General features: G+C 63.7%; 22 protein-coding genes and 1 tRNA gene. 20 read left to right on the top strand and 3 right to left on the bottom strand.

The window, feature by feature from the left end:
* The first annotated feature begins 116 nt into the window (after window positions 1-116).
* From secA to U5A89_RS11140, 9 genes are all read left to right on the top strand, one after another.
* Window positions 117-2852: a preprotein translocase subunit SecA gene (gene secA, locus U5A89_RS11100; RefSeq protein ID WP_338161191.1), complete on the top strand. Its 2736-nt coding sequence runs from the start codon at window positions 117-119 to the stop codon at window positions 2850-2852.
* A 128-nt stretch (window positions 2853-2980) separates the two neighbouring features.
* Window positions 2981-3337: a PilZ domain-containing protein gene (locus U5A89_RS11105; RefSeq protein WP_338161192.1), complete on the top strand. Its 357-nt coding sequence runs from the start codon at window positions 2981-2983 to the stop codon at window positions 3335-3337.
* A 124-nt stretch (window positions 3338-3461) separates the two neighbouring features.
* Entirely contained in the window at window positions 3462-3587 is a 126-nt protein-coding gene (locus tag U5A89_RS11110) for a hypothetical protein (RefSeq protein WP_338161193.1), read from the top strand.
* Window positions 3588-3600: 13 nt separating this feature from the next.
* Window positions 3601-3690: a potassium-transporting ATPase subunit F gene (locus U5A89_RS11115; RefSeq protein WP_338161194.1), complete on the top strand. Its 90-nt coding sequence runs from the start codon at window positions 3601-3603 to the stop codon at window positions 3688-3690.
* A 12-nt stretch (window positions 3691-3702) separates the two neighbouring features.
* Window positions 3703-5406 carry a potassium-transporting ATPase subunit KdpA gene (gene kdpA, locus U5A89_RS11120; protein ID WP_338161195.1) on the top strand — a complete coding sequence of 568 codons (1704 nt, stop codon included), beginning with the start codon at window positions 3703-3705 and terminating at the stop codon, window positions 5404-5406.
* 74 nt (window positions 5407-5480) lie between these two features.
* On the top strand, window positions 5481-7517 hold the full coding sequence (kdpB, locus tag U5A89_RS11125) for a potassium-transporting ATPase subunit KdpB (RefSeq protein ID WP_338161196.1): 2037 nt from the start codon (window positions 5481-5483) through the stop codon (window positions 7515-7517).
* 16 nt (window positions 7518-7533) lie between these two features.
* Window positions 7534-8124 carry a potassium-transporting ATPase subunit KdpC gene (kdpC, locus tag U5A89_RS11130; protein WP_338161197.1) on the top strand — a complete coding sequence of 197 codons (591 nt, stop codon included), beginning with the start codon at window positions 7534-7536 and terminating at the stop codon, window positions 8122-8124.
* Complete coding sequence (locus U5A89_RS11135) at window positions 8121-10787, top strand: sensor histidine kinase KdpD (RefSeq protein ID WP_338161198.1); 2667 nt, start codon at window positions 8121-8123, stop codon at window positions 10785-10787. Before kdpC ends, U5A89_RS11135 begins: the two co-directional genes overlap by 4 nt.
* Window positions 10784-11485: a response regulator transcription factor gene (locus U5A89_RS11140; RefSeq protein ID WP_338161199.1), complete on the top strand. Its 702-nt coding sequence runs from the start codon at window positions 10784-10786 to the stop codon at window positions 11483-11485. Before U5A89_RS11135 ends, U5A89_RS11140 begins: the two co-directional genes overlap by 4 nt.
* On the opposite strand, the gene U5A89_RS11145 is transcribed toward U5A89_RS11140, so the two are convergent.
* Window positions 11486-11575: transfer RNA gene (locus tag U5A89_RS11145), tRNA-Ser, on the bottom strand.
* Between the two features lie 131 nt (window positions 11576-11706).
* Here U5A89_RS11145 and U5A89_RS11150 point away from each other — a divergent pair.
* The 11 genes from U5A89_RS11150 to mazG all read left to right on the top strand — a co-directional run bounded on the left by U5A89_RS11150 (window position 11707) and on the right by mazG (window position 22571).
* Complete coding sequence (locus U5A89_RS11150; RefSeq protein WP_338161200.1) at window positions 11707-12756, top strand: lytic murein transglycosylase; 1050 nt, start codon at window positions 11707-11709, stop codon at window positions 12754-12756.
* Window positions 12740-13723 carry an RlpA-like double-psi beta-barrel domain-containing protein gene (locus U5A89_RS11155; RefSeq protein ID WP_338161201.1) on the top strand — a complete coding sequence of 328 codons (984 nt, stop codon included), beginning with the start codon at window positions 12740-12742 and terminating at the stop codon, window positions 13721-13723. The genes U5A89_RS11150 and U5A89_RS11155 overlap by 17 nt, the downstream gene beginning before the upstream one ends.
* A gap of 48 nt (window positions 13724-13771) precedes the next feature.
* The gene (locus U5A89_RS11160; protein WP_338161202.1) at window positions 13772-14935 is read left to right on the top strand and encodes a D-alanyl-D-alanine carboxypeptidase family protein; all 1164 of its coding nucleotides are present in this window, start codon (window positions 13772-13774) and stop codon (window positions 14933-14935) included.
* Window positions 14932-15558, top strand: a complete 627-nt coding sequence (gene tmk / locus U5A89_RS11165; RefSeq protein WP_338161203.1) for a dTMP kinase — start codon at window positions 14932-14934, stop codon at window positions 15556-15558. Before U5A89_RS11160 ends, tmk begins: the two co-directional genes overlap by 4 nt.
* Window positions 15555-16523, top strand: a complete 969-nt coding sequence (locus U5A89_RS11170) for a DNA polymerase III subunit delta' (protein ID WP_338161204.1) — start codon at window positions 15555-15557, stop codon at window positions 16521-16523. The genes tmk and U5A89_RS11170 overlap by 4 nt, the downstream gene beginning before the upstream one ends.
* A gap of 44 nt (window positions 16524-16567) precedes the next feature.
* Window positions 16568-18130, top strand: a complete 1563-nt coding sequence (gene metG / locus U5A89_RS11175; protein WP_338161205.1) for a methionine--tRNA ligase — start codon at window positions 16568-16570, stop codon at window positions 18128-18130.
* Window positions 18131-18134: 4 nt separating this feature from the next.
* Complete coding sequence (locus U5A89_RS11180; RefSeq protein WP_338161206.1) at window positions 18135-18908, top strand: TatD family hydrolase; 774 nt, start codon at window positions 18135-18137, stop codon at window positions 18906-18908.
* Window positions 18905-19696 (top strand): MBL fold metallo-hydrolase, encoded by a 792-nt coding sequence (locus U5A89_RS11185; protein WP_338161207.1) that lies wholly within the window; start codon window positions 18905-18907, stop codon window positions 19694-19696. Before U5A89_RS11180 ends, U5A89_RS11185 begins: the two co-directional genes overlap by 4 nt.
* Window positions 19696-20325 carry a retropepsin-like aspartic protease family protein gene (locus U5A89_RS11190; RefSeq protein WP_338161208.1) on the top strand — a complete coding sequence of 210 codons (630 nt, stop codon included), beginning with the start codon at window positions 19696-19698 and terminating at the stop codon, window positions 20323-20325. Before U5A89_RS11185 ends, U5A89_RS11190 begins: the two co-directional genes overlap by 1 nt.
* Window positions 20322-21614 (top strand): MFS transporter, encoded by a 1293-nt coding sequence (locus U5A89_RS11195; RefSeq protein ID WP_338161209.1) that lies wholly within the window; start codon window positions 20322-20324, stop codon window positions 21612-21614. Before U5A89_RS11190 ends, U5A89_RS11195 begins: the two co-directional genes overlap by 4 nt.
* A gap of 171 nt (window positions 21615-21785) precedes the next feature.
* Window positions 21786-22571, top strand: a complete 786-nt coding sequence (gene mazG, locus U5A89_RS11200) for a nucleoside triphosphate pyrophosphohydrolase (RefSeq protein WP_338161210.1) — start codon at window positions 21786-21788, stop codon at window positions 22569-22571.
* A gap of 76 nt (window positions 22572-22647) precedes the next feature.
* Here the strand turns inward: mazG and hflX are convergent, their stop codons facing one another.
* The gene (hflX, locus tag U5A89_RS11205; protein ID WP_338161211.1) at window positions 22648-23982 is read right to left on the bottom strand and encodes a GTPase HflX; all 1335 of its coding nucleotides are present in this window, start codon (window positions 23980-23982) and stop codon (window positions 22648-22650) included.
* Window positions 23983-24105: 123 nt separating this feature from the next.
* Window positions 24106-24600, bottom strand: a complete 495-nt coding sequence (hfq, locus tag U5A89_RS11210; RefSeq protein WP_224546293.1) for an RNA chaperone Hfq — start codon at window positions 24598-24600, stop codon at window positions 24106-24108.
* Window positions 24601-24639 lie beyond the last annotated feature (39 nt).

The following is a 24639-nucleotide window of genomic DNA, read 5'->3' on the forward strand; positions in this document are numbered from 1 at the left end:
CCGGTTCAGGCCTAGTCTGATTGACTAAAGGATGTGCCGTGCCTAAATCGCGGCGCATGTCCGCGTGCGCTCCCCCGAACGGGGTGGCGCGCCCCTTATGAAACTTAGGAATTTCCATGTTCGGCGCACTCGCCAAGTCCATCTTCGGATCGTCCAACGAACGTTATGTGAAGTCGCTGGGCAAGATCGTCGATCAGATCGCCGGTTATGAAGCCACGATCCAGGCGATGAGCGACGAAGAACTGGTCGGCCAGACGGCCCGGTTCCGCGAACGGCTGGCCAATGGCGAAACGCTGGACGACCTGTTGCCCGAAGCCTTCGCCACCGTGCGCGAGGCGGGCGTCCGGGTGCTGGGGATGCGGCATTTCGATGTGCAGATGGTCGGCGGCATCGTGCTCCATCGCGGCGAGATCGCCGAAATGCGCACCGGCGAGGGCAAGACGCTGGTCGCGACGCTCGCCACCTATCTCAACGCGCTGGAGGGGAAGGGCGTTCACGTCGTCACCGTGAACGACTATCTGGCCAGCCGCGATTGCGAATGGATGGGGCAGATCTATCGCTTCCTGGGGCTGACCACCGGCGTCATCGTGCCCAACATCAGCGAGGATCAGCGGCGCGAGGCCTATGCCGCCGACATCACCTACGCGACGAATAACGAGCTTGGCTTCGACTATCTGCGCGACAATATGAAATATGACCGCGCGTCGATGGTCCAGCGGCCCTTCAACTATGCGATCGTCGATGAAGTCAATTCGATCCTGATCGATGAAGCGCGCACGCCGCTGATCATCTCCGGCCCGACCGACGACAAGTCCGAACTCTATGTCTCGGTCGATGCGATCGTGAAGCAATTGACCGGTCCGGATTATGAGAAGGACGAAAAGCAGCGCACCGTCACCCTGACCGAAGACGGGACGGAGAAGATCGAGCGGCTGCTGGAGGATGCGGGCCTTTTGCAGGGCAGCAACCTTTATGATTTCGAAAATACGCAGGTCGTTCATCATGTGAACCAGGCGCTGCGCGCGGTCGTGATGTTCCGCCGCGACATCGATTATATCGTCAAGGACGGCAAGGTCGTCATCATCGACGAGTTTACCGGGCGCATGATGGACGGCCGCCGCTGGTCGGACGGCCTGCATCAGGCGGTGGAGGCCAAGGAAGGCGTCCAGATCGAGCCGGAAAACCAGACGCTGGCGTCGGTGACCTTCCAGAATTATTTCCGCATGTACCCCAAGATTTCGGGGATGACCGGCACCGCTTCGACCGAAGCGACCGAATTCTACGAAATCTACAAGATGAACGTCGTCACTATCCCCACCAACAAGCCGGTGCTGCGGATCGACGAACAGGACAGCTTCTACAAGAATATCGAGGACAAGTTCCGCGGCATCGCCCGGACGATCAAGGAACATGCCGACAAGGGCCAGCCGGTTCTGGTCGGCACGGTGTCGATCGAAAAGTCCGAAATGCTGTCCGAATTCCTCAACCAGGAAGGCGTGCCGCACGCGGTCCTCAACGCCCGCTTCCATGAGAGCGAAGCGCATATCGTCGCGCAGGCGGGCCGCAAGGGCGTGGTGACGATCGCCACCAACATGGCCGGTCGCGGCACCGACATCCAGCTGGGCGGCAACCTGGAACTGCGCGCGGAAGACGAATTGCGCGATCTGCCCGAAGGTCCGGAGCGTGACGCCGCGATGGAGCGGATCAAGGCGGAGATCGCGGCGGAAAAGGCCGAAGTGCTGGCCGCGGGCGGGCTATTCGTGCTGGCGACAGAGCGGCATGAAAGCCGCCGTATCGACAACCAGCTGCGCGGCCGCTCGGGCCGTCAGGGCGATCCGGGCCTCTCTCGCTTCTACCTCAGCCTTGACGATGACCTGATGCGGATCTTCGGCCCCGACACGATGTTCGCCAAAATGATCCGGTCTAACCTGGAAGATGGCGAGGCATTGCCCCCGTCCAAATGGCTGAGCAAGGCGATCGAGACGGCGCAGCGCAAGGTCGAGGCGCGCAATTACGACATCCGCAAGCAGGTCGTCGAATATGACGACGTGATGAACGACCAACGCAAGGTCATCTACGAACAGCGCAGCGACATCATGGATGCCGATACGGTCGATGACGTCGTCGCCGACATGCGGCATGAAACCGTGAACGATCTGGTCGGCGCATCCTGCCCGCCCGGCACCTATCCCGAACAATGGGATATCGAACGTCTGAAGGCGCGCACCGCCGAGATATTGGGCTTGGAGCCGGACTTCGACGCGTGGCTGGGCGAAGATTCCGTCGATCCGGAAATGATCGAGGAGCGTCTGTCGGCGCTGGCCGACGAAGCGGTGGCGGAGAAGACCAGGGAGATCGACGCGTCCGACTGGCACATGATTGAAAAGTCGATCCTGTTGCAGAGCCTGGACCATCATTGGAAAGAGCATCTCTCGACGCTCGACGCCTTGCGCCAGGTCGTGCATCTGCGCGCCTATGCCCAGAAGACGCCGATCAACGAATATAAGCAGGAAGCCTTCGCCCTGTTCGAGCGGATGCTGGAAAATATCCGCGAGGATGTGACCGGATCGATTGCGCGGGTGCAGTTCCGCATGGAGCAGCCGCCGTTGGAAGATTATGGTCTGCCGGTACTGCCGGACTTCATCACCACCCATATCGATCCGTTTTCCGGCGAGGACAACAGCGCCGACATCGATGCGGGCACGTTCGGCGACATCACCACCACCATCCCGCGCGCGCCCGTCGGCGGCGCACAGCCCGGTGATTTCGCTAATCTGGATATCAGCCGCAATGCGCCTTGCCCTTGCGGGTCGGGCGAGAAATATAAGCATTGCCACGGCGCATTGGCCTGAACGAGCGAGGGAGCCGGACTGTTCGGCTCCCGACGCGGCCAATATAGGATTAACCAATAATCTTAGCCGTTTCGCAAGATTGCGGTTCGACACTGTCCATACGCCGGGGGCAAACCGGAGAGACGACCATGGACAGCATTGCCTATCGCGCGCGCGCCGACCGTCGCCGCGAAAGCCGCTTCTCCGCCGACATCGGCGCGATGCTGCATTGGGACGGCATCAGCCAGCCCGTCACCATCCGCAATATCTCGATCTACGGCGCGTTGCTCTCGGGCACCTGGCTGCCGGTGGTCGGTGAGTGGGTCACGTTGATCGCCGACGGGTTGGAAGTGTGCGGCACGGTGATATGGGAAGGGCCGGATCGATGCGGCCTGCTGCTCAGCCGTCCGGTCGATCCCTTGGCGGTCATCGCGGAATTGGCCGTGCATACGGTCGATCATGTGCCGATCACATTGCGTCGCATCGGTCCCGACCAATATGCCTGAACCCGGTCGCGCGGGGCGGTAATCCCGATATCGCGCTTCAAATCATACGCAAATACTATGCGGATGATCTGCGGCTCGTCTCGCATTCCACCGTCACCCCCTCCTAGGTAACTCCCCGCAGCCGATGGCGCCGCCTTTTGCGGCGACGGCGCGCAGGAGAATAACCATGCAGGACATCCTCTGGATCGGCCTCACCCTTGTGCTGGCGGCGGCGAGCCTTGGCTATGTCGCGCTTTGCGATCTGGCGTGAGGGGGCGACCGTCATGACCCTTGACCTCTGGCTCGCTGCGATCGTCGCGCTTGGCCTGCTCGCCTATCTTGCGGCCGTGCTCGCACGACCCGAACGCTTTTAGGGAGCGCCAGCGATGACTTTCCAGGGATGGCTGCTGATCGCAGCCTTTGTCGGCCTGTTGCTGGCACTCGCCAAGCCGGTCGGCCTGTGGCTTTTCGCCCTTTATGAGGGACGACGCACACCGCTGCATATGGTGCTTGGTCCCGTCGAGCGGGGTTTCTATCGCTTGTCGGGGATCGATCCCACGCAGGAGCAGGGCTGGCGCCGCTATGCGGTGCATATGCTGCTCTTCAACCTGATGCTGGCGCTCTTCACCTATGCGGTGCTGCGCTTGCAAGGGCTATTGCCGCTCAATCCGATGGGTTTTTCCGGCACCAGCGAACATCTGGCGTTCAATACCGCCATCAGCTTCGCCACCAACACCAACTGGCAAAGCTATGCAGGGGAATCGACGCTGTCGAACCTGTCGCAGATGCTGGGCCTGACGATCCATAATTTTCTGTCGGCCGCGACCGGGATCGCGCTCGCCTTCGCGATGTTCCGTGGTTTTGCGCGCCGGAACGCTACGACGATCGGCAATTTCTGGGCCGATATGACGCGGGTGACACTGTATCTGCTGCTGCCGCTCTGCATCCTCTACGCGCTCTTCCTAATCGCTAGCGGCGTGCCGCAGACGCTGAGCCAATCGATCGACGTGACCACGTTGGAAGGCGCGAAGCAGACGCTGGCGCTCGGCCCGGTCGCCAGCCAGGAAGCGATCAAGATGCTGGGCACCAATGGCGGCGGCTTCTTCAACGCCAATTCGGCCCATCCGTTCGAAAACCCCAACGCGCTGACCAACTTCGTGCAGATGCTCTCGATCCTGGTCATCGGCGTCGGCCTCACCTTCACCTTTGGTAAGGCGGTGGGCAATACGCGTCAGGGCTGGGCGATCCTGGCGGCGATGATGACCATCTTCTTGGTCGGCGTGACTATCACCTACTGGCAGGAAGCGGCGGGCAACCCGATCCTCCACGGCATCGGCTTGGCCGGTGGCAATATGGAGGGGAAGGAAGTCCGCTTCGGCATCGCGGCGTCGGCGCTCTTCTCGGTCGTAACCACGGCGGCAAGCTGCGGCGCGGTTAATGCCATGCATGACAGTTTTACCGCGCTGGGCGGCCTGATCCCGCTGTTCAACATCCAGTTGGGTGAAGTGGTCGTCGGCGGCGTGGGCGCGGGCATTTATGGCTTCCTGCTGTTCGCCATCCTGGCCGTCTTCGTCGCCGGGCTGATGGTCGGACGAACGCCGGAATATGTCGGCAAGAAGATCGAGGCGCGGGAGGTCAAGCTGGCCGTCTTGGCGATCGCCGTGCTGCCGCTCGTGATCCTGGGCATGACCGCGATCGCCAGCATCACGCAGGCGGGCCTTGTCGGGCCATTGAACAAGGGGCCGCATGGCTTTTCCGAAATGCTCTACGCCTTCACCAGCGCGGTCGGGAACAACGGATCGGCCTTTGCGGGGCTGACCGCCAATACGCCCTTCTATAACGGCCTGCTGGGCGTGGCGATGTGGATCGGTCGCTTCTTCATCATCATCCCGATGCTGGCGATCGCGGGCAGTTTAGCGGGCAAAAGCTATACGCCGGAAACCGCAGGCAGCTTCCCCACCACTGGGCCGCTCTGGACCGGGCTGCTGATCGGCATCGTGCTGGTCGTGGGCGGCCTGACCTTCCTGCCCAGCCTCGCCCTTGGCCCCGTCGCCGATCATCTCGCGATGATCCACGGCCAGACATTCTAAGCAAGGATCGCGCGAAAAAGTGGGCACCGGTTTTCGCCCAAGCGATCCGACAAACAAAGCATCGGAGCATTACCATGGCACGCACTGCGTCCAAATCGCTCTTTACCGCCGACCTGATCCTGCCTGCGATCGGCGACGCCTTCCGCAAGCTGACCCCACGCGAACTGATCCGCAATCCGGTGATGTTTACCACCGCCATCGTCGCGATCCTGCTCACCGTCCTGCTGGTGGTGGGGCAGGACAGCCTGACCATCGGCTTCAAACTGCAACTGGTGATCTGGCTGTGGCTGACGGTGCTGTTCGGCACCTTTGCCGAAGCGCTGGCCGAAGGACGGGGCAAGGCGCAGGCGGCCTCGCTGCGCGCTACCAAGGCGGAATTGACCGCCAAGCGGCTGAAGAAGAAGGATGGCGACGCTTTCGACGCCGTTCCGGCGAGCGCCCTGCGCATGGGCGACGTTGTGCTGGTCGAAACCGGCGACCTGATCCCGTCCGATGGCGAGGTTGTGTGGGGCGTCGCATCGGTCAACGAGGCCGCCATCACGGGTGAATCCGCACCGGTCATCCGCGAAGCGGGCGGCGATCGTTCGGCCGTGACGGCGGGGACGCGCGTCATTTCCGACCGGATCAAGGTTCAGGTGACGGTCAATCCGGGGCAGGGGTTCCTTGATCGGATGATTGCGCTGGTCGAAGGCGCCGAGCGGCAGAAGACGCCCAATGAGATTGCGCTGACGCTGTTGCTGGTGGGCCTGACCATCATCTTCCTGATTGCCGTCGCGACGATCCCCAGCTTTGCCCATTATGCGGGCGGGGCGATACCGGTGGCGGTGCTGGCGGCGCTGTTCATTACCCTCATCCCCACCACCATCGCGGCGCTGCTGTCCGCTATCGGCATTGCGGGGATGGACCGACTGGTGCGGTTCAACGTGCTTGCCAAATCGGGCCGCGCGGTCGAGGCGGCGGGCGATATCGACGTGCTGTTGCTTGACAAGACGGGGACTATCACCGTGGGTGATCGTCAGGCGACGGAGTTTCGGACCGTGGGTGGTGCCAGCCAGGCACAATTGGCGGAGGCCGCATTGCTCGCCAGCTTGGCGGATGAGACGCCCGAAGGCCGGTCGATCGTCTTGCTGGCGCGTGAGCGGTTCGGCCAGACGGCACAGGCGCTGCCTGATGGCGCGGAGGTCATTCCCTTCACCGCGCAGACACGTATTTCGGGCGTGGAAACGGGCGGAACGCGGATCATCAAGGGTGCGGTGGATTCGGTGCTGAAGGCGCTTGGCTCGGATGGCGGAAAGGACGCGGATGAACTGCGCCGCATCACCGACGAAATCGCTCGCGCGGGCGGCACGCCGCTGGCGGTAGCGCAGGATGGCCGGTTGCTGGGCGCGATCTTCCTGAAGGATATCGTCAAGGCTGGCATCCGCGAGCGGTTCGGCGAGTTGCGGCTGATGGGCATCCGCACAGTGATGATCACCGGCGACAATCCGCTGACCGCCGCGTCGATCGCGGCCGAAGCGGGCGTCGATGATTTCCTGGCCCAGGCGACGCCCGAGGACAAGCTGGCGCTGATCCGAAAGGAGCAGGCGGGCGGGCGGCTGGTCGCGATGTGCGGCGATGGCACCAATGACGCGCCCGCACTGGCGCAGGCGGATGTCGGCGTCGCCATGAACACCGGCACGCAGGCGGCGCGCGAGGCAGGCAACATTGTCGACCTGGACAGCGATCCAACCAAGCTGATCGAGATCGTTGGGCTGGGCAAGCAATTGCTGATGACGCGCGGGGCGTTGACCACTTTCTCGGTCGCCAATGATGTCGCGAAATATTTCGCGATCATTCCGGCGATGTTCGTGGTGCTGTATCCGGGGCTTGGCGTGCTGAACGTCATGGGGCTGGGAACGGCGCAGAGCGCGATCCTGTCGGCGATCATCTTCAACGCGCTGGTCATTCCCTGCCTCGTGCCGTTGGCATTGAGGGGCGTGACCTATCGGCCGATCGGCGCGGGGCCGCTGCTGGCGCGTAATCTTGCCATCTATGGTCTGGGCGGACTGATCGCGCCGTTTGCGGGGATCAAGCTGATCGACCTGGTCGTCAACGGCCTTGGCCTCGCCTGAAACAAAGGACATTCCGATGCTTACCGATCTTACATCCGCCATCCGCCCCGCACTGGTCATGACCTTGCTGTTCGCGCTGCTGCTGGGCATCGCCTATCCGCTGGCACTCACCGGCGTGGGGCAGGCGCTGTTCCCGACGCAGGCCAATGGCAGTCTGGTGCACGACAAAGGCGTCGTCATCGGCTCGACCGTCATCGGCCAGGCTTTCACCAGCGATCGTTATTTCCACAGCCGTCCGTCCGCTGCGGGCAAAGGCTATGACGGCCTGGCCTCGTCCGGCTCCAACCTCGGCCCCACCAGCCAGGCGCTGGTCGATCGGGTGAAGGCCGACATTCGAAACTATCAGACTGCCACACCCGGTCGCCCCGTTCCGTCCGACCTGGTGACAGCCTCCGCCTCGGGGCTGGACCCCGATATCAGCCCCGAGGCGGCTTTTTATCAAGTCGATCGCGTCGCCAAGGCGCGCGGCCTGGACCAGCGGCAGGTGCAGGCGCTGGTGACGAGCAGCGTCGAGCGGCCCTTGCTGGGGTTCCTGGGCGAAGCGCGGGTTAATCTGTTCGAACTGAATCGACGGCTGGACGCGATTGGCGCTAAGCAGGGCCGGTGAACGACGCGACGCGCCCGGACCCCGAAGCCTTTCTGCGCGCCGCCGCGCAGGAAGGGCGCGGGCGTCTCAAGATATTTCTCGGTTCGGCGCCGGGCGTCGGCAAGACCTATGAAATGCTGACCGAGGGGATGCAGCGCGCCGCGGCCGGGACCGATGTGGTCGTCGGCATCGTGGAAACCCATGGCCGTCGCGAAACCGAAGCGCTGGTCCACGGCCATACGCTCATCCCGCGTCGGATGGTGCCGCATCAAAATCACAACCTGTCCGAAATGGACATCGATGCGATCCTGGCGCGCCATCCGCAACTGGTGCTGGTGGACGAATTGGCGCACAGCAATGCGCCGGGCAGCCGCCACCCCAAACGCTATCAGGATGTGGAGGAATTGCTGGCGGCGGGGATCGACGTCTATTCGACCCTCAATATCCAGCATCTTGAAAGCCTGAACGATGTCGTCGCGTCCTTCACCCGCGTCAGGGTGCGGGAAACCGTGCCGGACTCCGTGCTGGAGGGCGCCGACATCGAAGTGGTGGACCTGCCGCCCGACGAACTGATCGAGCGGTTGAAGGACGGCAAGGTCTATATCCCGCAGGAAGCGAGCCGGGCGCTCACCCATTTCTTTTCCAAGTCGAACCTGACGGCACTGCGCGAACTGGCGCTGCGCCGCGCGGCGCAGGCGGTCGATGCGCAGATGCTGGACTATGTCCGCGCCCATGCGCTGGCGGGCAGCTTTGCGGTGGGCGAGCGGGTCGTAGTGGCGGTCAGCGAACAGCCCAGCGCGCCCGGCTTGGTCCGCGCCGCCAAGCGGCTGGCCGATGCGCTGCGCGCGCCTTGGACGGCGGTGCATATCGAAACGCGGCGAAGCGCCATATTGTCCGACACGGAACGGCAAGGACTGGCGGAAACACTGGCGCTGGCGTCACGGCTGGGCGCGGCGACCGCCAGCATCCCGGCGCGCAATGTCGTGGAGGGGCTGCGGCGTTTCGCGGTGGATGCGCGGGCCACGCAGATCGTGATCGGCAAGTCCAGTCGGTCCTGGTGGTTCGAACTGCGCCACGGATCGGTGGTCGATCGGCTGGTGCGCGATATCGGGTCGGTCGCCGTCCATGTCATGCCATCGGATGACGACAGTCCGGTGCAGGCGCGTTCCGTTCCGATCCGGGGCGATTGGGGCAGGCCAGCTGACTATATCGCGACCTTGTTAGCGGTTTTGGCGATGACCGCGATCGGCCGCTTGTTGGTCGAAGCGATCGACCTGGGCAATATCGCTTTGCTCTACCTCGTCCCCGTTATGTTCGCGGCGGCGACCTATGGCTTGCGGGCAGGGCTGTTCGCGGGGTTGGCGTCCAGCCTCGCTTATAATTTCTGCTTCCTGCCGCCGACCGGCACGCTGACCGTCAGCAACCCGGAAAATATCATTTCCATCCTCGTCCTGCTGGGCGTCGCCATCGTCACCGCGCAATTTGCCGCCGGCGTGCGCGCGCAGGCCAATCTGGCGCAGGAAAGCGCCCGGCAGAATGCGGCACTGGCGGGCTTTTCCCGCCACCTGACCGCCGCCGCCAGCGAAGAAGAGTTGATGCAGGGCGTCTGCGCCGAAGTCGCGCGTCTGCTGGATGTGCGCACGGTGCTGCTGACGCCATCCGAGACTGGCCCCGCCCTGCGCGCCGCCTTTCCGCCCGAGGACCGGATGGAGCAGATCGAGAAAGCAGCGGCCCAATGGGCGATGGACAATGTGCAGCCCGCCGGGCGCGGATCATCGACTTTGACGGCGTCGGACTGGCTGTTTCATCCGCTCCACACCCAGCGCGGTGTGCTGGGCGTGCTGGGCATAGCGCGCGACGATGCGGGGCTGGCGCTGCGCCCGGACCAGTTGCCTTTACTCATCAGCCTGCTGGACCAGGCGGCGATCGCGCTCGACCGCATGGCGCTGGAGGAACAGATGCTGGACGTGCGCCATGTGCGCGAGCGCGACCGGCTGCGCGCGGCCTTGCTCTCGTCGGTCAGTCACGATCTGCGCACGCCGCTGACCACGATCGTGTCGGCGGCGCAGGAATTGCGGCGGGACCACGCCTTGCCGCTGGTCGACCTGATCGAGGGAGAGGCGATGCGGCTCAATCGGTTTGTCGCCAATCTGCTGGACATGGCGCGCGTTGAGGCAGGTGCGTTACCGATGCGGGTCGAAGCCACCGACTTGTTCGATGCCGTCGCCAGCGCGGTGCAGGACACGCGCCAGTCCCTGGCTGGGCGGGACGTGAAGGTCGACATCCTGCCCGATATTCCGCTGGTCCGGGTCGATCCGGTGCTGCTGCACCATATCCTCCTCAACCTGCTCGACAATGCCGGGCGCTATGGCGATCCGGGCACGCCGGTCACCATAAGCGGCCGCCGCACCGCCGACGCGCTTCTTCTGTCGGTGAGGGACCAGGGACCGGGCATCCCGGCGGGGGCGGAAGACCGGGTGTTCGACAGCTTCACGCGTATCGAGGGCACCGACCGCGACAAGCATGGCACCGGCCTTGGCCTTGCGATCGTCAAGGGATTTGCCGAAGCAATGGGGCTGTCGGTGCGGGCTGCGACCATCGATGATCCGCCTGGCGCCTGCTTCACGCTCCATATCCCCGACAATTGCATCATCAAAGACCCGCCATGGGACGACAGGCCATGAACACCCGCCATAGAGTGCTGATCGTCGATGACGAACTGCATATCCGCCGCCTGATCCACAGCGCGCTCGCCCGTGCCGACTATGAGACGGTGGAAGCGCAAAATGGGCGGGAAGCGCTTGAACGGCTGCGCGAGGATCGGCCCGATATCGTCATCCTGGACCTGGGGTTGCCCGACCGTGACGGGCTGGAACTGGTGCCGCTGATCAAAGGCTCGTCCGATGCCACCCTGGTCGTCGTATCGGCGCGGGATGCTACCGAGCAGAAGGTCGCGGCGCTGGATTTGGGCGCGGACGATTATCTGACCAAGCCGTTCGACACCGACGAACTGCTCGCGCGGTTACGCGTCGCGCTACGCAACAGGTTGACGCGGGACGGCGGCGCGACGGCTGTGAAGGCAGGCGACGTGGAGATCGACCTGATGGCCCGCATCGTGCGTAAGGGCGGGCAAGAAGTGCATCTGACCCCGAAGGAATATGGCGTGCTGGCGCAACTGGCGAAATTTCCCGGCCGCGTCATCACCCACGGCCAGATCATGAAGCAGGTCTGGCCGCGCGAAGTGGAACATCATGTCGAATATCTGCGCGTCCTGATCCGCACCCTGCGCCACAAGCTGGAGGACGATCCCCAGCGGCCACAGATCATCGGCAACGAACTGGGCATCGGCTATCGCCTGCGCACGGACGGGGATGGCGGATAGTGGCGGAAGCGGTGGGATTCGAACCCACGGTGAGCTTACACCCACGGCGGTTTTCAAGACCGCTGCCTTAAACCACTCGGCCACACTTCCGTTGGGTCGCTTCCTAGCGCGCCGTGCGCGCTTGCCAAGTGAAAATCGCGCCGTCACGGTTCGTCGCCTTAAGCGACCGGTATCGGCAATAAGGGATTCACCTGCCGCGCTGCCTGTGCAACAACAAGGGCATGGGAGATTCTTTGCGTTCATCCGTCCTATCGTTGTTGCTGGGTCTGACTGCCGTCACCGGGGGCAGCGTCGCCGTCGCGCCCGCACAGGCGCAGGACAGTGCGGACTTCCGCGCCTATCTGGAAAGTCTGCGGCCCAAGGCGCGGGCGATGGGCATAGGCGACGCAACGCTGGACAGTGTCTATCCCACGCTGACGCCCAATCCGCGCGTCGTGCAACTGGACCAGAGCCAGCCGGGCGGCGGCGCCTATTCGCCGATCCCCAATTTCGAACCCTATCGGCGCCAGCATGTCGATGCGGCGCGTATCAGCCGGGGTCGGATCGCCTATCAGGCGAACCGCGCGCGGCTGGCACGGATCGAAGCGGAAACCGGCGTGCCGGAGGAAATCATGGTCGCGATCTACGGCCATGAAACCAATTATGGCAGCTATACTGGCGATTTCGATCTGATCCGGTCGCTCGCGACGCTGGCACATGAAGGACGCCGGCGGGCGCTGTTCGAGCCGGAACTGCTCGCCACGCTCAAGATGCTGGACAATGGCGTGCCGCGCAGCCGCCTGGTCGGCAGTTGGGCCGGGGCGACCGGCTATCCGCAATTCCTGCCGTCGGTCTATCTGCGCATCGCCAAGGATGGCGATGGCGACGGGAAGGCCGACATCTGGACAAGCGAGGCCGATGCACTGGCGTCCATCGCCAATTATTTCGTCCAGTCGGGATGGCGCAAGGGCCAGCCTTGGGGCGTGGCGGTCAACGTGCCCGCCAGCTTCAACCGCGCGGCCGTGGTCGCCAAGACGGACCCGGCGCGGTGCCCGCGTGTGTTCAACCGACATAGCCGCTGGCTGACGATGGCGGAATGGCGCAAGCTGGGGCTATTCCCGGCGAGCGGCGTCTGGCCTGCCGATGGCATATTGGCGACTTTGCTGGAACCCGATGGGCCGGGGAAGACCGCCTATCTGCTGACCGGTAATTATCGGGCGATCCTGGATTATAATTGTTCCAACTTCTATGCCTTGTCGGTGGGATTGCTGGCGGATGCTGTCAAACAATAGGGGGCTGGCGCTGGTGGCCGCGATGCTGGCGGTGGCCAGCGGCGGCGCGGTAACGGCACAAACGCAAGGGGCCGCTACGGCCGGATCGACCGCGATGGTTGGCGATGCGCCGATATTGCTGGGGCCATCCTATATGGTGGGCGGCACCCGCTATACGCCCGCCGATCCGCTATCCTATGACGAAGTCGGCTATGCAGGCGAAAGCGATGGTGGCAGCCAGGGCGGCGCGACCGCCAATGGCGAGGCCTTTGTCGCCGCGGCGATTACGGCGGCGCACAAGACGCTGCCCTTGCCCAGCTATGTCGAGGTAACGGCGCTGGATAGCGGCCGCACGATCCTGGTGCGGGTCAATGATCGCGGCCCGATGCGCAACGATCAATTGATCGCCTTGTCGCCGGGCGCTTTGGCGCAATTGGGCGTGAACGGGCAAGGCGCAATCCCAGTGCGCGTGCGGCGGGTCAATCCGCCCGAGCAGGAGCGGGCGACGTTGCGCGGGCAGGGGCGCGCTGCCGAACGGCTGGAAACGCCAGCCGCTTTGCTTAAGGTGTTGCGCGGCAAGCTGTCATCTGTTCACGCGGTTCCTACGCCTGTGCAGCCGCAAGCCAGCGCAAAGCCCGCCCCCGTAAAAACCGTGCCGCCGCCCAAGGCTCAGCCCGGCGCCGATTTCGATCAGGCGCCGCCGCCGCCCCGACCCGCGCCGTCGCAGCCTGCAAAATCTGCCTCGCCCGCACCAACAACTTCGCCAGTACGGACGGGCGGCTACGTCGTTCAGGTCGGCGCATTCTCCTCGCAGTCCCGTGCCGAAGCCCTCGCCAAGAGCATCGGCGCGCACGCCGCACCGGGCGGCGGACTATGGCGCGTGCGCCTTGGTCCCTATCCCACGCAGCAGGCCGCGCAGGCGGGTGTGCGGTCCGCTGCCGCCAAAGGCTTTCAGAATACCCGCATCATGGCTAATGACGCGCGATAGAGATCGCGCCCGACAAGCGATTCCCTTCCAGTCAAAGGCAGTGCCCCGATGAAGAAATCCGTTGCAGTCCTCCTGTTCACCGGGCTGCTGGCCCAGCCGCTGATCGCGGCCGCGCCGCCCTATACCAGCGAAGCGCCGATCGCCTATATGAAGGATCTGTCGTCGGGCGCGGTGCTGTACGACAAGGGCGGCGAAACGCGGATGCCACCGGCATCGCTTGCCAAGATGATGACGGCGCATGTCGCCTTTCGCCTGATCCAGAAGGGCGATCTGAAGCTCGACACCAAATTCACGGTGCGTCCGGAAACCTGGAAGCAATGGCATGGTCCGCAGGCCGGATCGACCATGTTCCTGTCGGTCGGCGAACAGGTGTCGGTCGAAAATCTGCTGCACGGCATCGTCACCCTGTCCGGCAATGACGCCTGCGTCGTGCTGGCGGAGGGTATCGCCGGGACCGAGCAGGCGTTCGTCGCGCTGATGAACGAGGAAGCCAAGCGCCTGGGCCTGAAGAACAGCCATTTCGGCACCAGCAATGGCTGGCCTGACGAAGGCGTCACCTATGTGACCGCCGAAGACCTGGCGAAGCTGGCCGAAGCGACGATCGTGGAGACGCCCAATCTCTACAAGCGCTTCTACGCCACCCGCTCTTTCACCTGGGGCAAGACGATGGGCGGCGCGGACATCGCGCAGGGCAATCGCAATCCGATCCTGGGTAAAATCCCCGGCGCTGATGGCCTCAAGACCGGCCATACCGAAGAAGCCGGATTCGGCTTTACCGGATCGGCGGAGCAGGATGGGCGCCGCCTCGTGATCGTCACCGCCGGTTCGACCAGCTTCAACGGCCGGGCGACCGAGGCGGTCCGCTTCATGGAGTGGGGCTTCAAGGCGTGGAAGGCGCAGCCGCTGTTCAAGAAGGGGCAGACCGTCGACACCGCCGCGGTGCAATTGGGCAATGCGACGAGCGTATCGCTGGTCGCGCCGCAGAATCTCGCGGTTACGCTGCCCCGCACGGCGTCGGCCAATGTCCAGGTGAAAGTCGTCTATACCGGCCCGATCAAGGCACCGATCGCCAAGGGGCAGCAGATCGCCCAGCTGATCGTCCAGACCCCCGACACCCCGCCGCAGATCATGCCGCTGGTCGCAGGCGAAGACGTCGCCGAAGCGGGCATATTCGGTCGCCTGTGGAACGGCCTGAAGTCGCTGTTCGCTTGAGCCAAGGCCGTTTCATCACGCTGGAAGGCGGCGAGGGCGCGGGCAAATCGACGCAATTGCGAGCGCTCGCCGCGGCTTTGCGCGTGCGCGGGCTGGACGTCGTGGAAACCCGCGAGCCGGGCGGTAGCGACGGGGCGGAAGCGATCCGCGCCCTGCTGCTGACCGGCGGGGCGGATCGCTGGAGCCCGCGCGCCGAGGCGCTGTTGTTCGCGGCGGCGCGGGCGGATCATGTCGAAAAGACGATCCGGCCCGCGTTGGCGCGCGGGGCATGGGTGCTATCCGACCGTTTCCTCAATTCCAGCCGCGCCTATCAGGGGCAGGGCGACCTGAGCGATGCCGACATCGTGGAGTTGCACCGCATAGGTAGCGCGGGCTTCTTGCCGGATCGCACCTTGCTGCTGACGCTGCCGGAAGAGGAAGCGACCGGCCGGGCCAAGGCGCGCGATGGCGATGCCGAAGACCGGATCGGTGGGCGAGCCAGTGCTTTCCATCGCGCGGTTGCGGCAGCCTTTGCGCGTTTCGCGCAGGACGAAAGCGGCCGGGTGATCAAGGTGGATGCGTCCGGACCGGCGGAGGTGGTGACCGTGCGGTTGCTGGACGCGATCGAAGACCTGCTGCCATGACATCGCTTCTGGGTCATGATGCACAGGCCCGTTTGTTGTTGGACGCTGCGCAAAGCGGGCGGATGCACCATGGCTGGATTCTCGCAGGGCCAAAGGGTATCGGCAAAGGCGGCTTTGCCCGCGCGATGGCGTTGCGGCTGCTGGCCGATGCCGCCGGACCTCCTGTTGACGACGATGGCTTGGCGGTGCCGGACCATCATCCCATTCGCCGCCTGATCGAAGCATCGGCGCACCCCGACTATGCCGAACTGGCGCCGCTGGAAAAGGATGGCGTCACCGCACGCAATATCAGCGTCGATCAGGTGCGCGGATTGCAGCGGCTGACCCAATCGGCGCCGTCGCTGTCGCCGCGTCGGGTGGTCGTGATCGACAGCGCCGATGATCTGGAGCGCGGGGCGGCCAATGCGCTGCTCAAGACGCTGGAAGAGCCGCCGACGGACATGCTGTTCCTGCTGGTCAGCCATGCGCCGGGGCGGCTGTTGCCGACGATCCGGTCGCGGTGCCGCACGCTGCGCTTCGATCCGCTGGACGCCGCGACGATGCGCGCCGTGCTGAAGGCGACGGATGAGACACTGTCGCCGCAGGAGATGGACGCGCTGGTGCGGGCGGGCGAGGGGTCGCCGGGGCAGGCACTGCGTTATGCGGGCCTTAACCTGTCGGACATCGAACAGAGCCTTCACCTGCTGGCGACGCAGGGCGATGCCGGGAACCGCCAGCGATTGGCGCTGGCGAAGGCGTTGGCGCTTAAATCGGCGAAACCGCGTTATGAGGCGTTTCTGGAGCGCGCGCCCGCTTTCATCGCACAGGCCGCACGGACGCGGCAGGGACCGGCGCTAGGCCAAGCGCTGGATCATTGGGAGAAGGCCCGGCATCTGGCGGGCGGCGCGGTGATCCTGTCGCTCGATCCGGCAGCCGTCGTGTTCGAACTGGCCGGGCATGTCGCGGCACTCGCGCAAGAAGGCTGAAAAGCGGCTTTGCGGCGATCGGAAATCGCTCTAGGGAAAGCCCCATGTCCAAGCCTTTCACCATCACCACCGCCATTTCCTACCCCAATGGCCGTCCCCATATCGGCCATGCCTATGAAGTCATCGCCACCGATGCGATCGCCCGTTTTCAGCGGATGGCGGGTCGCGACGTGTTTTTCCAGACCGGCACCGACGAACATGGGTTGAAGATGGACCAGGCGGCGCGCGTGCGCGGCATCGAACCGCGTGCTCTGGCCGACGAAATGGCCGCCCATTTCAAAGAGATGAGCGACAGGCTGAATATCAGCTATGACCGCTTCATCCGCACCAGCGAGCCGGATCATCACCGCGCCAGCCAAGCGATCTGGCAGGCGATGGAGGCCAATGGCGACCTGTATCTGGGCCGTTATGAAGGCTGGTATTCGGTCCGCGACGAAGCCTTTTACGACGAGAAGGAAATCGTCGCGAGGGAAGGGGGCGTCAAGCTATCGCCACAGGGCACGCCGGTCGAATGGACGGTCGAGGAAAGCTGGTTCTTCCGCCTGTCCAACTACCAGGACCGGTTGCTGGCGCTGTATGAAAGCCAGCCCGATTTCATCCAGCCCGACAGCCGCCGCAACGAAATCCTGCGCTTCGTGGAGGGCGGGCTATCCGACCTCAGCGTATCGCGCACCAGTTTCGACTGGGGGGTGAAGGTGCCCGGCAGCGACGGCCATGTCATGTATGTGTGGGTCGACGCGCTGACCAATTATCTGACCGGCTGCGGCTATCCCGATAATGCGGAGCGGATGGTGCGCTATTGGGCAGAGGGCGGCGATATCACGCATATCATCGGCAAGGATATCGTGCGGTTTCATACGGTTTATTGGCCGGCCTTCCTGATGAGCGCGAAGCTGCCCTTGCCGAGCCAGGTTTTCGGCCATGGCTTCCTGCTCAACCGGGGCGAAAAAATGTCGAAGTCGGTCGGCAATGTCGCCGACCCGATGGAATTGGCGGAACGGTTCGGGGTGGACCAGTTGCGCTATTTCCTGTTGTCGGAAGTCACCTTCGGCAATGACGGCAGCTATAGTGCTGAGGCGATCGTCGCGCGCTCCAACAGCGATCTTGCCAACAGTTTCGGCAATCTGGCGCAGCGGACATTGAGCTTCATCGCCAAGAATCTGGACGGCCGCCTGCCCGAACCCGCGCCGCAGGATGTCGACAGCGACTTGCTCAAGTCGATCGCCGAAGCCGCGCAGACATTCCAGACGGCGATGGCCGATCTGGCTCCGTCCGTCGCGATCGAGGCGTGGATGCGTGCCGTCTTTGCCTGCAACGCCTATATCGATGCGCAGGCGCCCTGGGCGTTGCGCAAGACCGATCCGGCGCGGATGGAAGCGGTGCTGGCGACGCTGTATGAAGCCATTGCCAGCCTGGCCATCATGATCCAGCCGGTGATCCCGGCTAGCGCAGCGTCGCTGCTGGATCAGATGGGCGTGGATGGCGATGGGCGCGGCTATGGCGTGATCGGCAGCGATTTCTATGCCGCCCTGCGCGCATCGGGCTTTACGCTCAGCCCGCCCAAGCCACTGTTCCCGCGCCTTGAACTCCCGGCGGAGGACGCCTGATCCCATGTTGATCGACAGCCATTGCCACCTGAATTACAAAGGCTTGATCGAGGATCAGGCCAATGTGCTGGACCGGTCGCGCGCGGCGGGCGTCGACCTGATGCTCAATATCGCCACGCGCGAGAGCGAATGGGATGATGTGCTGGACACCGCCGTGCGGGAGCCGGACGTGTGGGCGACGGTCGGCATCCATCCGCATGAAGCAGATGAGCATCCCCATATCGATACCGCCAAGCTGGTCGAACGGGCAGCGCATCCGCGCGTGGTGGGGATCGGCGAAACCGGTCTCGACTATTATTACGACTATAGCGACCGGGACCGGCAGCAGAAGAGTTTCCGGTCGCATATCGTTGCCGCCCGCGAAACCGGCCTGCCGCTGATCGTCCACACCCGCGACGCGGAGGAGGACACGCTCAGCATCATGCGCGAAGAGATGCGGAAGGGGGCTTATTCCGGGGTCATCCATTGCTTCACCGCCAGCGGCGCCTTTGCCGATGCGGCGATGGACCTGGGTTTCTACATCAGTATTTCGGGCATCGTGACGTTCAAGAGCGCCAAGGATTTGCAGGAGACGGCGGCGCGGTTGCCGCTCGACCGGCTGCTGGTAGAGACGGATTCGCCCTTCCTGGCGCCGGTGCCACATCGCGGGCGGCCGTGCGAACCGGCCTTTGTCGCCGATACCGCCAGGTTCCTCGCTACCCTGCGCGGTGAAAGCATCGAGCAACTGGCGGCGGCGACATCGGCCAATTTCCGTACTCTGTTCTCGAAGGTCGCATGAGCCTGAAACTTACGATCCTGGGCAGCGGCACATCGTCCGGCGTGCCCCGGATCGGCAATGACTGGGGCACATGCGATCCGGCCGAACCGAAGAACCGGCGGACGCGCGTGTCGATATTGGTCGAAAGCCCGACGACCCGGATATTGGTCGATACCTCGCCGGATATGCGGGCGCAGCTGCTGGCGGCGGATGTGGTCCAGATCGACGCGATATTGTGGACCCACGATCATGCCGACCATAGCCATGGCATCGATGATGTCCGGCAACTTTTCCACCATCGCCGCAGCCCCGTGCCCGGCTACGCGCGGGCGCAGACGCTCAAGCTGCTGACCCAGCGCTTCAGCTATGCGTTCGAAGGGCGCAATGGCTATCATCCTACCGTGGACGCGCATGTCCTGCCCGATGCGCTGCGGATCGGCGACATCGACATTGCCTGTGTCGATCAGCCGCATGGCGATATTTTTTCGACCGGGTTCCGCTTCACCCATGGTGGACGATCCGTCGGTTATGCCACTGATTTCCATGCGCTGACCCCCGACATGCTGGCGCTGTATGCCGGGCTGGACGTCTGGGTAGTGGACGCCCTGCGGGAGGCACCGCATCCGACCCATCCGCATCTGGCGCTGACGCTGGAGGGCGTGGCGGCGACCCGGCCCGGGCGCGCCATCCTGACCCATATGGACCAGAGCATGGATTATGCGCGCCTGTGCAGCACCCTCCCCAAGGGCGTGGAACCGGGCTATGACTGTCTGGTGGTGGAATTGGATATGAACGAGCAGGGGGCTTGATGGACGGCACGGATCAGGCGGCATCGACCATCTGGTATGTGCTGGCGCTTGTGCTCGTGGGGTCTGCATTGATCGGTCGGCGACTGGCTTGGGGCAGCGTGCTGCGGATGGCGTTGCTGTGGGTGGCGATCTTCGTCGGGTTGCTGGCGTTGTTTACGTTCGCGCAGCGGCAGGGGTTTTTGACCGGGCGTTGGGCGGAGCAGGGGGATGTTGCAACGCCGGAAGATACGCCCGCTGCGCTGCCAGCGGCTCGCGCTGAAGGACAGACGCTGCGTATCCCGGTGGCGCGGGACGGCCATTATTGGGTGGAGGCGACGATCAACGGCACGCCCGCCCGCTTCCTGATCGACAGCGGCGCAACGATCACGGCCTTGTCGGCCAACACGGCGCGCGCGGTTGGCCTCAACTATGATGTCGGCGAACCGGGCGTCGTCATGACGACCGCCAATGGCAAGGTGGAGGCGAAGCGATCCAGCATCGCCGCGCTGCGCATCGGGCCGATCACGGCCAGCGACCTGCCGGTCGTCGTCTCACCCGCTTTTGGAGAGGTCAATGTGATCGGTATGAACATGCTGTCTCGATTGAAAAGCTGGGGCGTGCAGGATGGCGCGATGGTGCTGACGCCATGACCGAAGGCACGGCACCGACCCAGGCCCAACGGCTCAAGGCCATTATCGGCGGGTCCACCGGCAATCTGGTCGAATGGTATGACTGGTATGCCTATTCCGCCTTCACCCTCTATTTCGCGCCGCATTTCTTTCCGAGCGAGGATCGCACCGCGCAATTGCTGAGCGCTGCGGGCATCTTTGCGGTCGGCTTCCTGATGCGGCCGATCGGCGCTTGGCTGATGGGGGTCTATGCCGATCGCCATGGGCGTAAGAGCGGGCTGACGCTGTCGGTCGCGCTGATGTGCGCGGGGTCGCTGCTGATCGCGGTGACGCCGGGCTATGAGACGATCGGCGTGGCGGCGCCCACGCTGTTGGTGCTGGCCCGGTTGATGCAGGGGCTGTCGATCGGCGGCGAATATGGCGCGAGCGCGACATACCTGTCGGAAATGGCGGGCAAGAACAGGCGCGGCTTCTTTTCCAGCTTTCAATATGTGACGTTGATCGCCGGTCAGTTGGTGGCGATCTGCGTGCTGCTACTGTTGCAAGCGACGCTGAGCGAGGCGCAGCTGGATGCCTGGGGCTGGCGCATTCCCTTCTTCATCGGCGGGGCGCTGGCGATCATCGTCTTCTGGTTGCGGCGGGGACTGGCGGAGACGCAGAGCTTTACGGTGGCGAAGGCGGCGGGCGCGCCGAAATCGGGCTTTGTCGAACTGGTCACCAAGCATCCACGCGAAACGCTGACGGTAATGCTGCTGACGGCGGGCGGAACGATCGCCTTTTACGCCTACAGCATCTACATGCAGAAATTCTTGGTGAATACCAGCGGGTTGAGCCGGGAAGTCGCATCGCAGATCAACGCGGCGACGCTGTTCGCCTTCATGCTGTTGCAGCCGGTCGCGGGCGCGCTGTCCGACCGGATCGGGCGCAAGCCGCTGATGATCGGCTTTGGCGTGATGGGCGTGCTATGCACCTATCCGATCTTCGCGACGCTGGCCGTCACCAAGGATCCACTGGTTGCGGGCTTGCTGGTGATGGCGGGACTGATCATCGTCACCGGCTATACGTCGATCAACGCGGTGGTGAAGGCGGAACTGTTTCCCGCGCATATCCGGGCGCTGGGCGTGGCGCTGCCTTATGCGCTGGCGAACACGATGTTTGGCGGAACCGCAGAGTTTGTGGCGTTGTGGTTCAAGCAGGCCGGGATGGAACCGGCATTTTACATCTATGTCACGGTGATGATCGCCATATCGCTGATCGTCTATGTGAAGATGCGCGACACGGCGGTGCATAGCCAGATCCGGGAGGATTGAGCGCATGCGTGCGACAGCGAGTTGGACAGTTGCTCGCAGTTTCAACTCTGGCTCTATTTAACATAAGATATATTATCGTACTTATGGTGATGCGGGGGTGACGGGACGTCTGGTCATCCTCCGTGACACGCTCTATCGGCGGTGACATCCCTAATTAGAGTCTATCGCACCATGCCCAACGCCAGTCCCGCCGATATCATGCCGCTTGCCGACGTCATGGCGTGGCTGCGCGATCCTGACAGCGGATGCCCGTGGGACATCGAACAGGATTTCGCGTCGATCGCGCCTTATACGATCGAGGAAGCCTATGAAGTCGCCGACGCCATCGAGCGTCATGACATGGACGCCCTGCGCGACGAACTCGGCGATCTGCTGCTGCAAGTGGCGTTCCATAGCCGGATCGCGGAACAGGCGGGGCATTTTGCGCTGCAGGATGTGATCGACGCGATCACGCAGAAGATGATCCGGCGCCATCCCCATGTCTTTGGCGACAATACGCGGCGTGAGGACGGGCACGCCCAATGGGAGATGATCAAGGCGGCCGAGCGCGCCGAGAAAGACCCCGATCCTAGCGCACTGGCTGGTGTCGCGATCGCCCTGCCCGCATTGCTGCGCGCCGAAAAATTGCAGAACAGGGCGGCACGAACCGGCTTCGACTGGCCCGATACGGTGGGCGTATTCGACAAGATCGCCGAGGAAGTGGCTGAGGTGCAGGCGGCGCGGACGCAGGACGAGCGCGAGGAAGAGGTTGGCGACCTTTTGTTCGTGGTGGTCAACCTCGCACGCCATCTGAAGGTCGATCCGGAAACGGCGCTGCGTAAAGCCAATGCCAAGTTTGACCGACGGTTTCGGGCGATGGAGGATATGGCTGGGGAGGCGTTTGTGGGCTTGCCGCTGGAAGACAAGGAAGCGCTTTGGCAGCGGGCGAAGCAGCGGGAAAAATCGGTTCAGGGATGACGGTGGCGCGAGGGCCGGGAGCAGTTCATAGCTTAGGGCTGGACCCCGGCCTTCGCCGGGGAACCGTGCGAATAGCTTATTCCGACCCCCGCTTGGAATAGCGCGCGAAGGCGGCGTCGGACAGGCGCACGTCGACGCGGCTTTCTTCGGCTTCGACGCTGTTCGACAGCACTTCGCCATGTTCGTGCAGCCAGGCCATCGTCGCGCCGTCGGAGACAGGAATGCGCAGGCCATAGACTTTCGCACCACGGGTCATGCGGTCGCTGATCACGCGTTGGAGCGTATCGACCCCCTCCCCGGTCAGCGCCGACAGGATCACCACATCGTCGCGACGCGCGGCGGTTTCCTGAGCCAGCGCGGCATCCTCTTCGCTCAGCAGGTCGAGCTTGTTCCAGGCCTCCAGGATCGGCGGCGCAGGCGGTTCCCCTTCCCTGCGTTCCAGCGCGGCTTCGCCTGCCACGCCGAGTTCGCCCAGCACGTCGAGCACATCGTCGCGCTGTGCATCGCTATCGGGATGCGCGATGTCGCGGACATGGACGATGAGGTCGGCGGACAGCACTTCCTCTAGCGTCGCGCGAAACGCCGCGATCAACTGGGTGGGCAAATCGGAAACGAAGCCGACCGTGTCGGACAGGATCGCCTTGTCCAGGCCCGGTAGCGCGATCTGGCGCATGGTAGGATCGAGCGTGGCGAACAGCAGATCTTCCGCCATGACGTCAGCACCGGTCATCCGATTGAAAAGCGTCGATTTTCCGGCGTTGGTGTAGCCGACCAGCGCGATCACCGGCCAGGGTGCGCGCTGCCGCCGGGCGCGGTGCAGGCCGCGGGTGCGGGTGACCTGATCCAGTTCCTTGCGGATCTTTGCCATGCGATCGCGGATCATGCGGCGATCCGCCTCAATCTGGGTCTCGCCAGGACCGCCAAGGAAGCCGAAGCCGCCCCGCTGCCGCTCCAGATGGGTCCAACTGCGTACCAGTCGGCCAGCCTGATAATCGAGATGGGCGAGTTCGACCTGAAGGCGGCCTTCATTGGTGGCGGCGCGTTCGCCGAAGATTTCCAGGATCAACCCGGTCCGGTCGATGACCTTGGCCTCACACGCCTTTTCCAGATTGCTTTGCTGGACCGGCGACAGGCTATTGTCGATGATGATCAGTTCGGCCTCTTCCTGCCGGGCGAGGGTAGCGATCTGTTCCACCTGCCCGCTGCCGAACAGCGTCGCAGGCTTGCGGTCGCGGACGCGGAAGGCCTGGGCGGCGCATACGTCGATGCCGATGGCAAGTGCCAGGCCGCGCGCTTCTTCCAGCCGGGCGTCGCTGTCGCGGCGGTCGCCTCCATGAGTTTCGGCATGGATGACGACGGCGCGTGCGCCGTGCGCCACTTCATCTTCGGAATCGCGGTTGAATATGGCCATGGCACTATAACGCCTTAAAATGCAGCATGCTCCCGAACGGGCGGAAGCCCAGCGCCGACATGGCGACTGGACTCCGGCCTGCGCGGGAGCATGGCGATGCTATTCGATCAGACAGGAATGCGATCAATCGTCCTGTTCGTTTTCGCCCGAAAGGTCGAGCGCGTGCAGCGGCTGGACCGTCGAAATGGCGTGCTTATACACCAGCTGCACCATGCCATCGCGTTCCAGCAGCATGCAGAAGAGGTCGAAGGCGGCGATTTCGCCCTGGAGCATGACGCCGTTCACCAGGAACATCGTCACCGGGCTGCCGGATTTGCGGACGGCCGAGAGGAAGATTTCCTGCAGCAGCTTGCCCTTGCCATTGCCATCGCTGGCCTTGCGCAGGTCAGTGAGGTCCATCGACTGGGCCGGCATGACCGTCGAAATCGCATGCTTATAGACCAGCTGCGACTGGCCGTCGCGGCGCAGCAGCACGGAAAAATTATCGAACCAGGTGATGATGCCCTGCAACTTCACGCCCTTGACCAGGAACATGGTCACCGGGGTCTTGGTCTTGCGCAGGCTGTTGAGGAAGATATCCTGAAGGTTGTTCACTTTGTCGGCCATGGTCGTCGCCAGTCCTTTATTCTTGGCGGGACGTTACCCGCTCTCGCACCC

The sequence above is a fragment of the Sphingobium sp. HWE2-09 genome (assembly GCF_035989265.1).
Classification (GTDB): domain Bacteria; phylum Pseudomonadota; class Alphaproteobacteria; order Sphingomonadales; family Sphingomonadaceae; genus Sphingobium.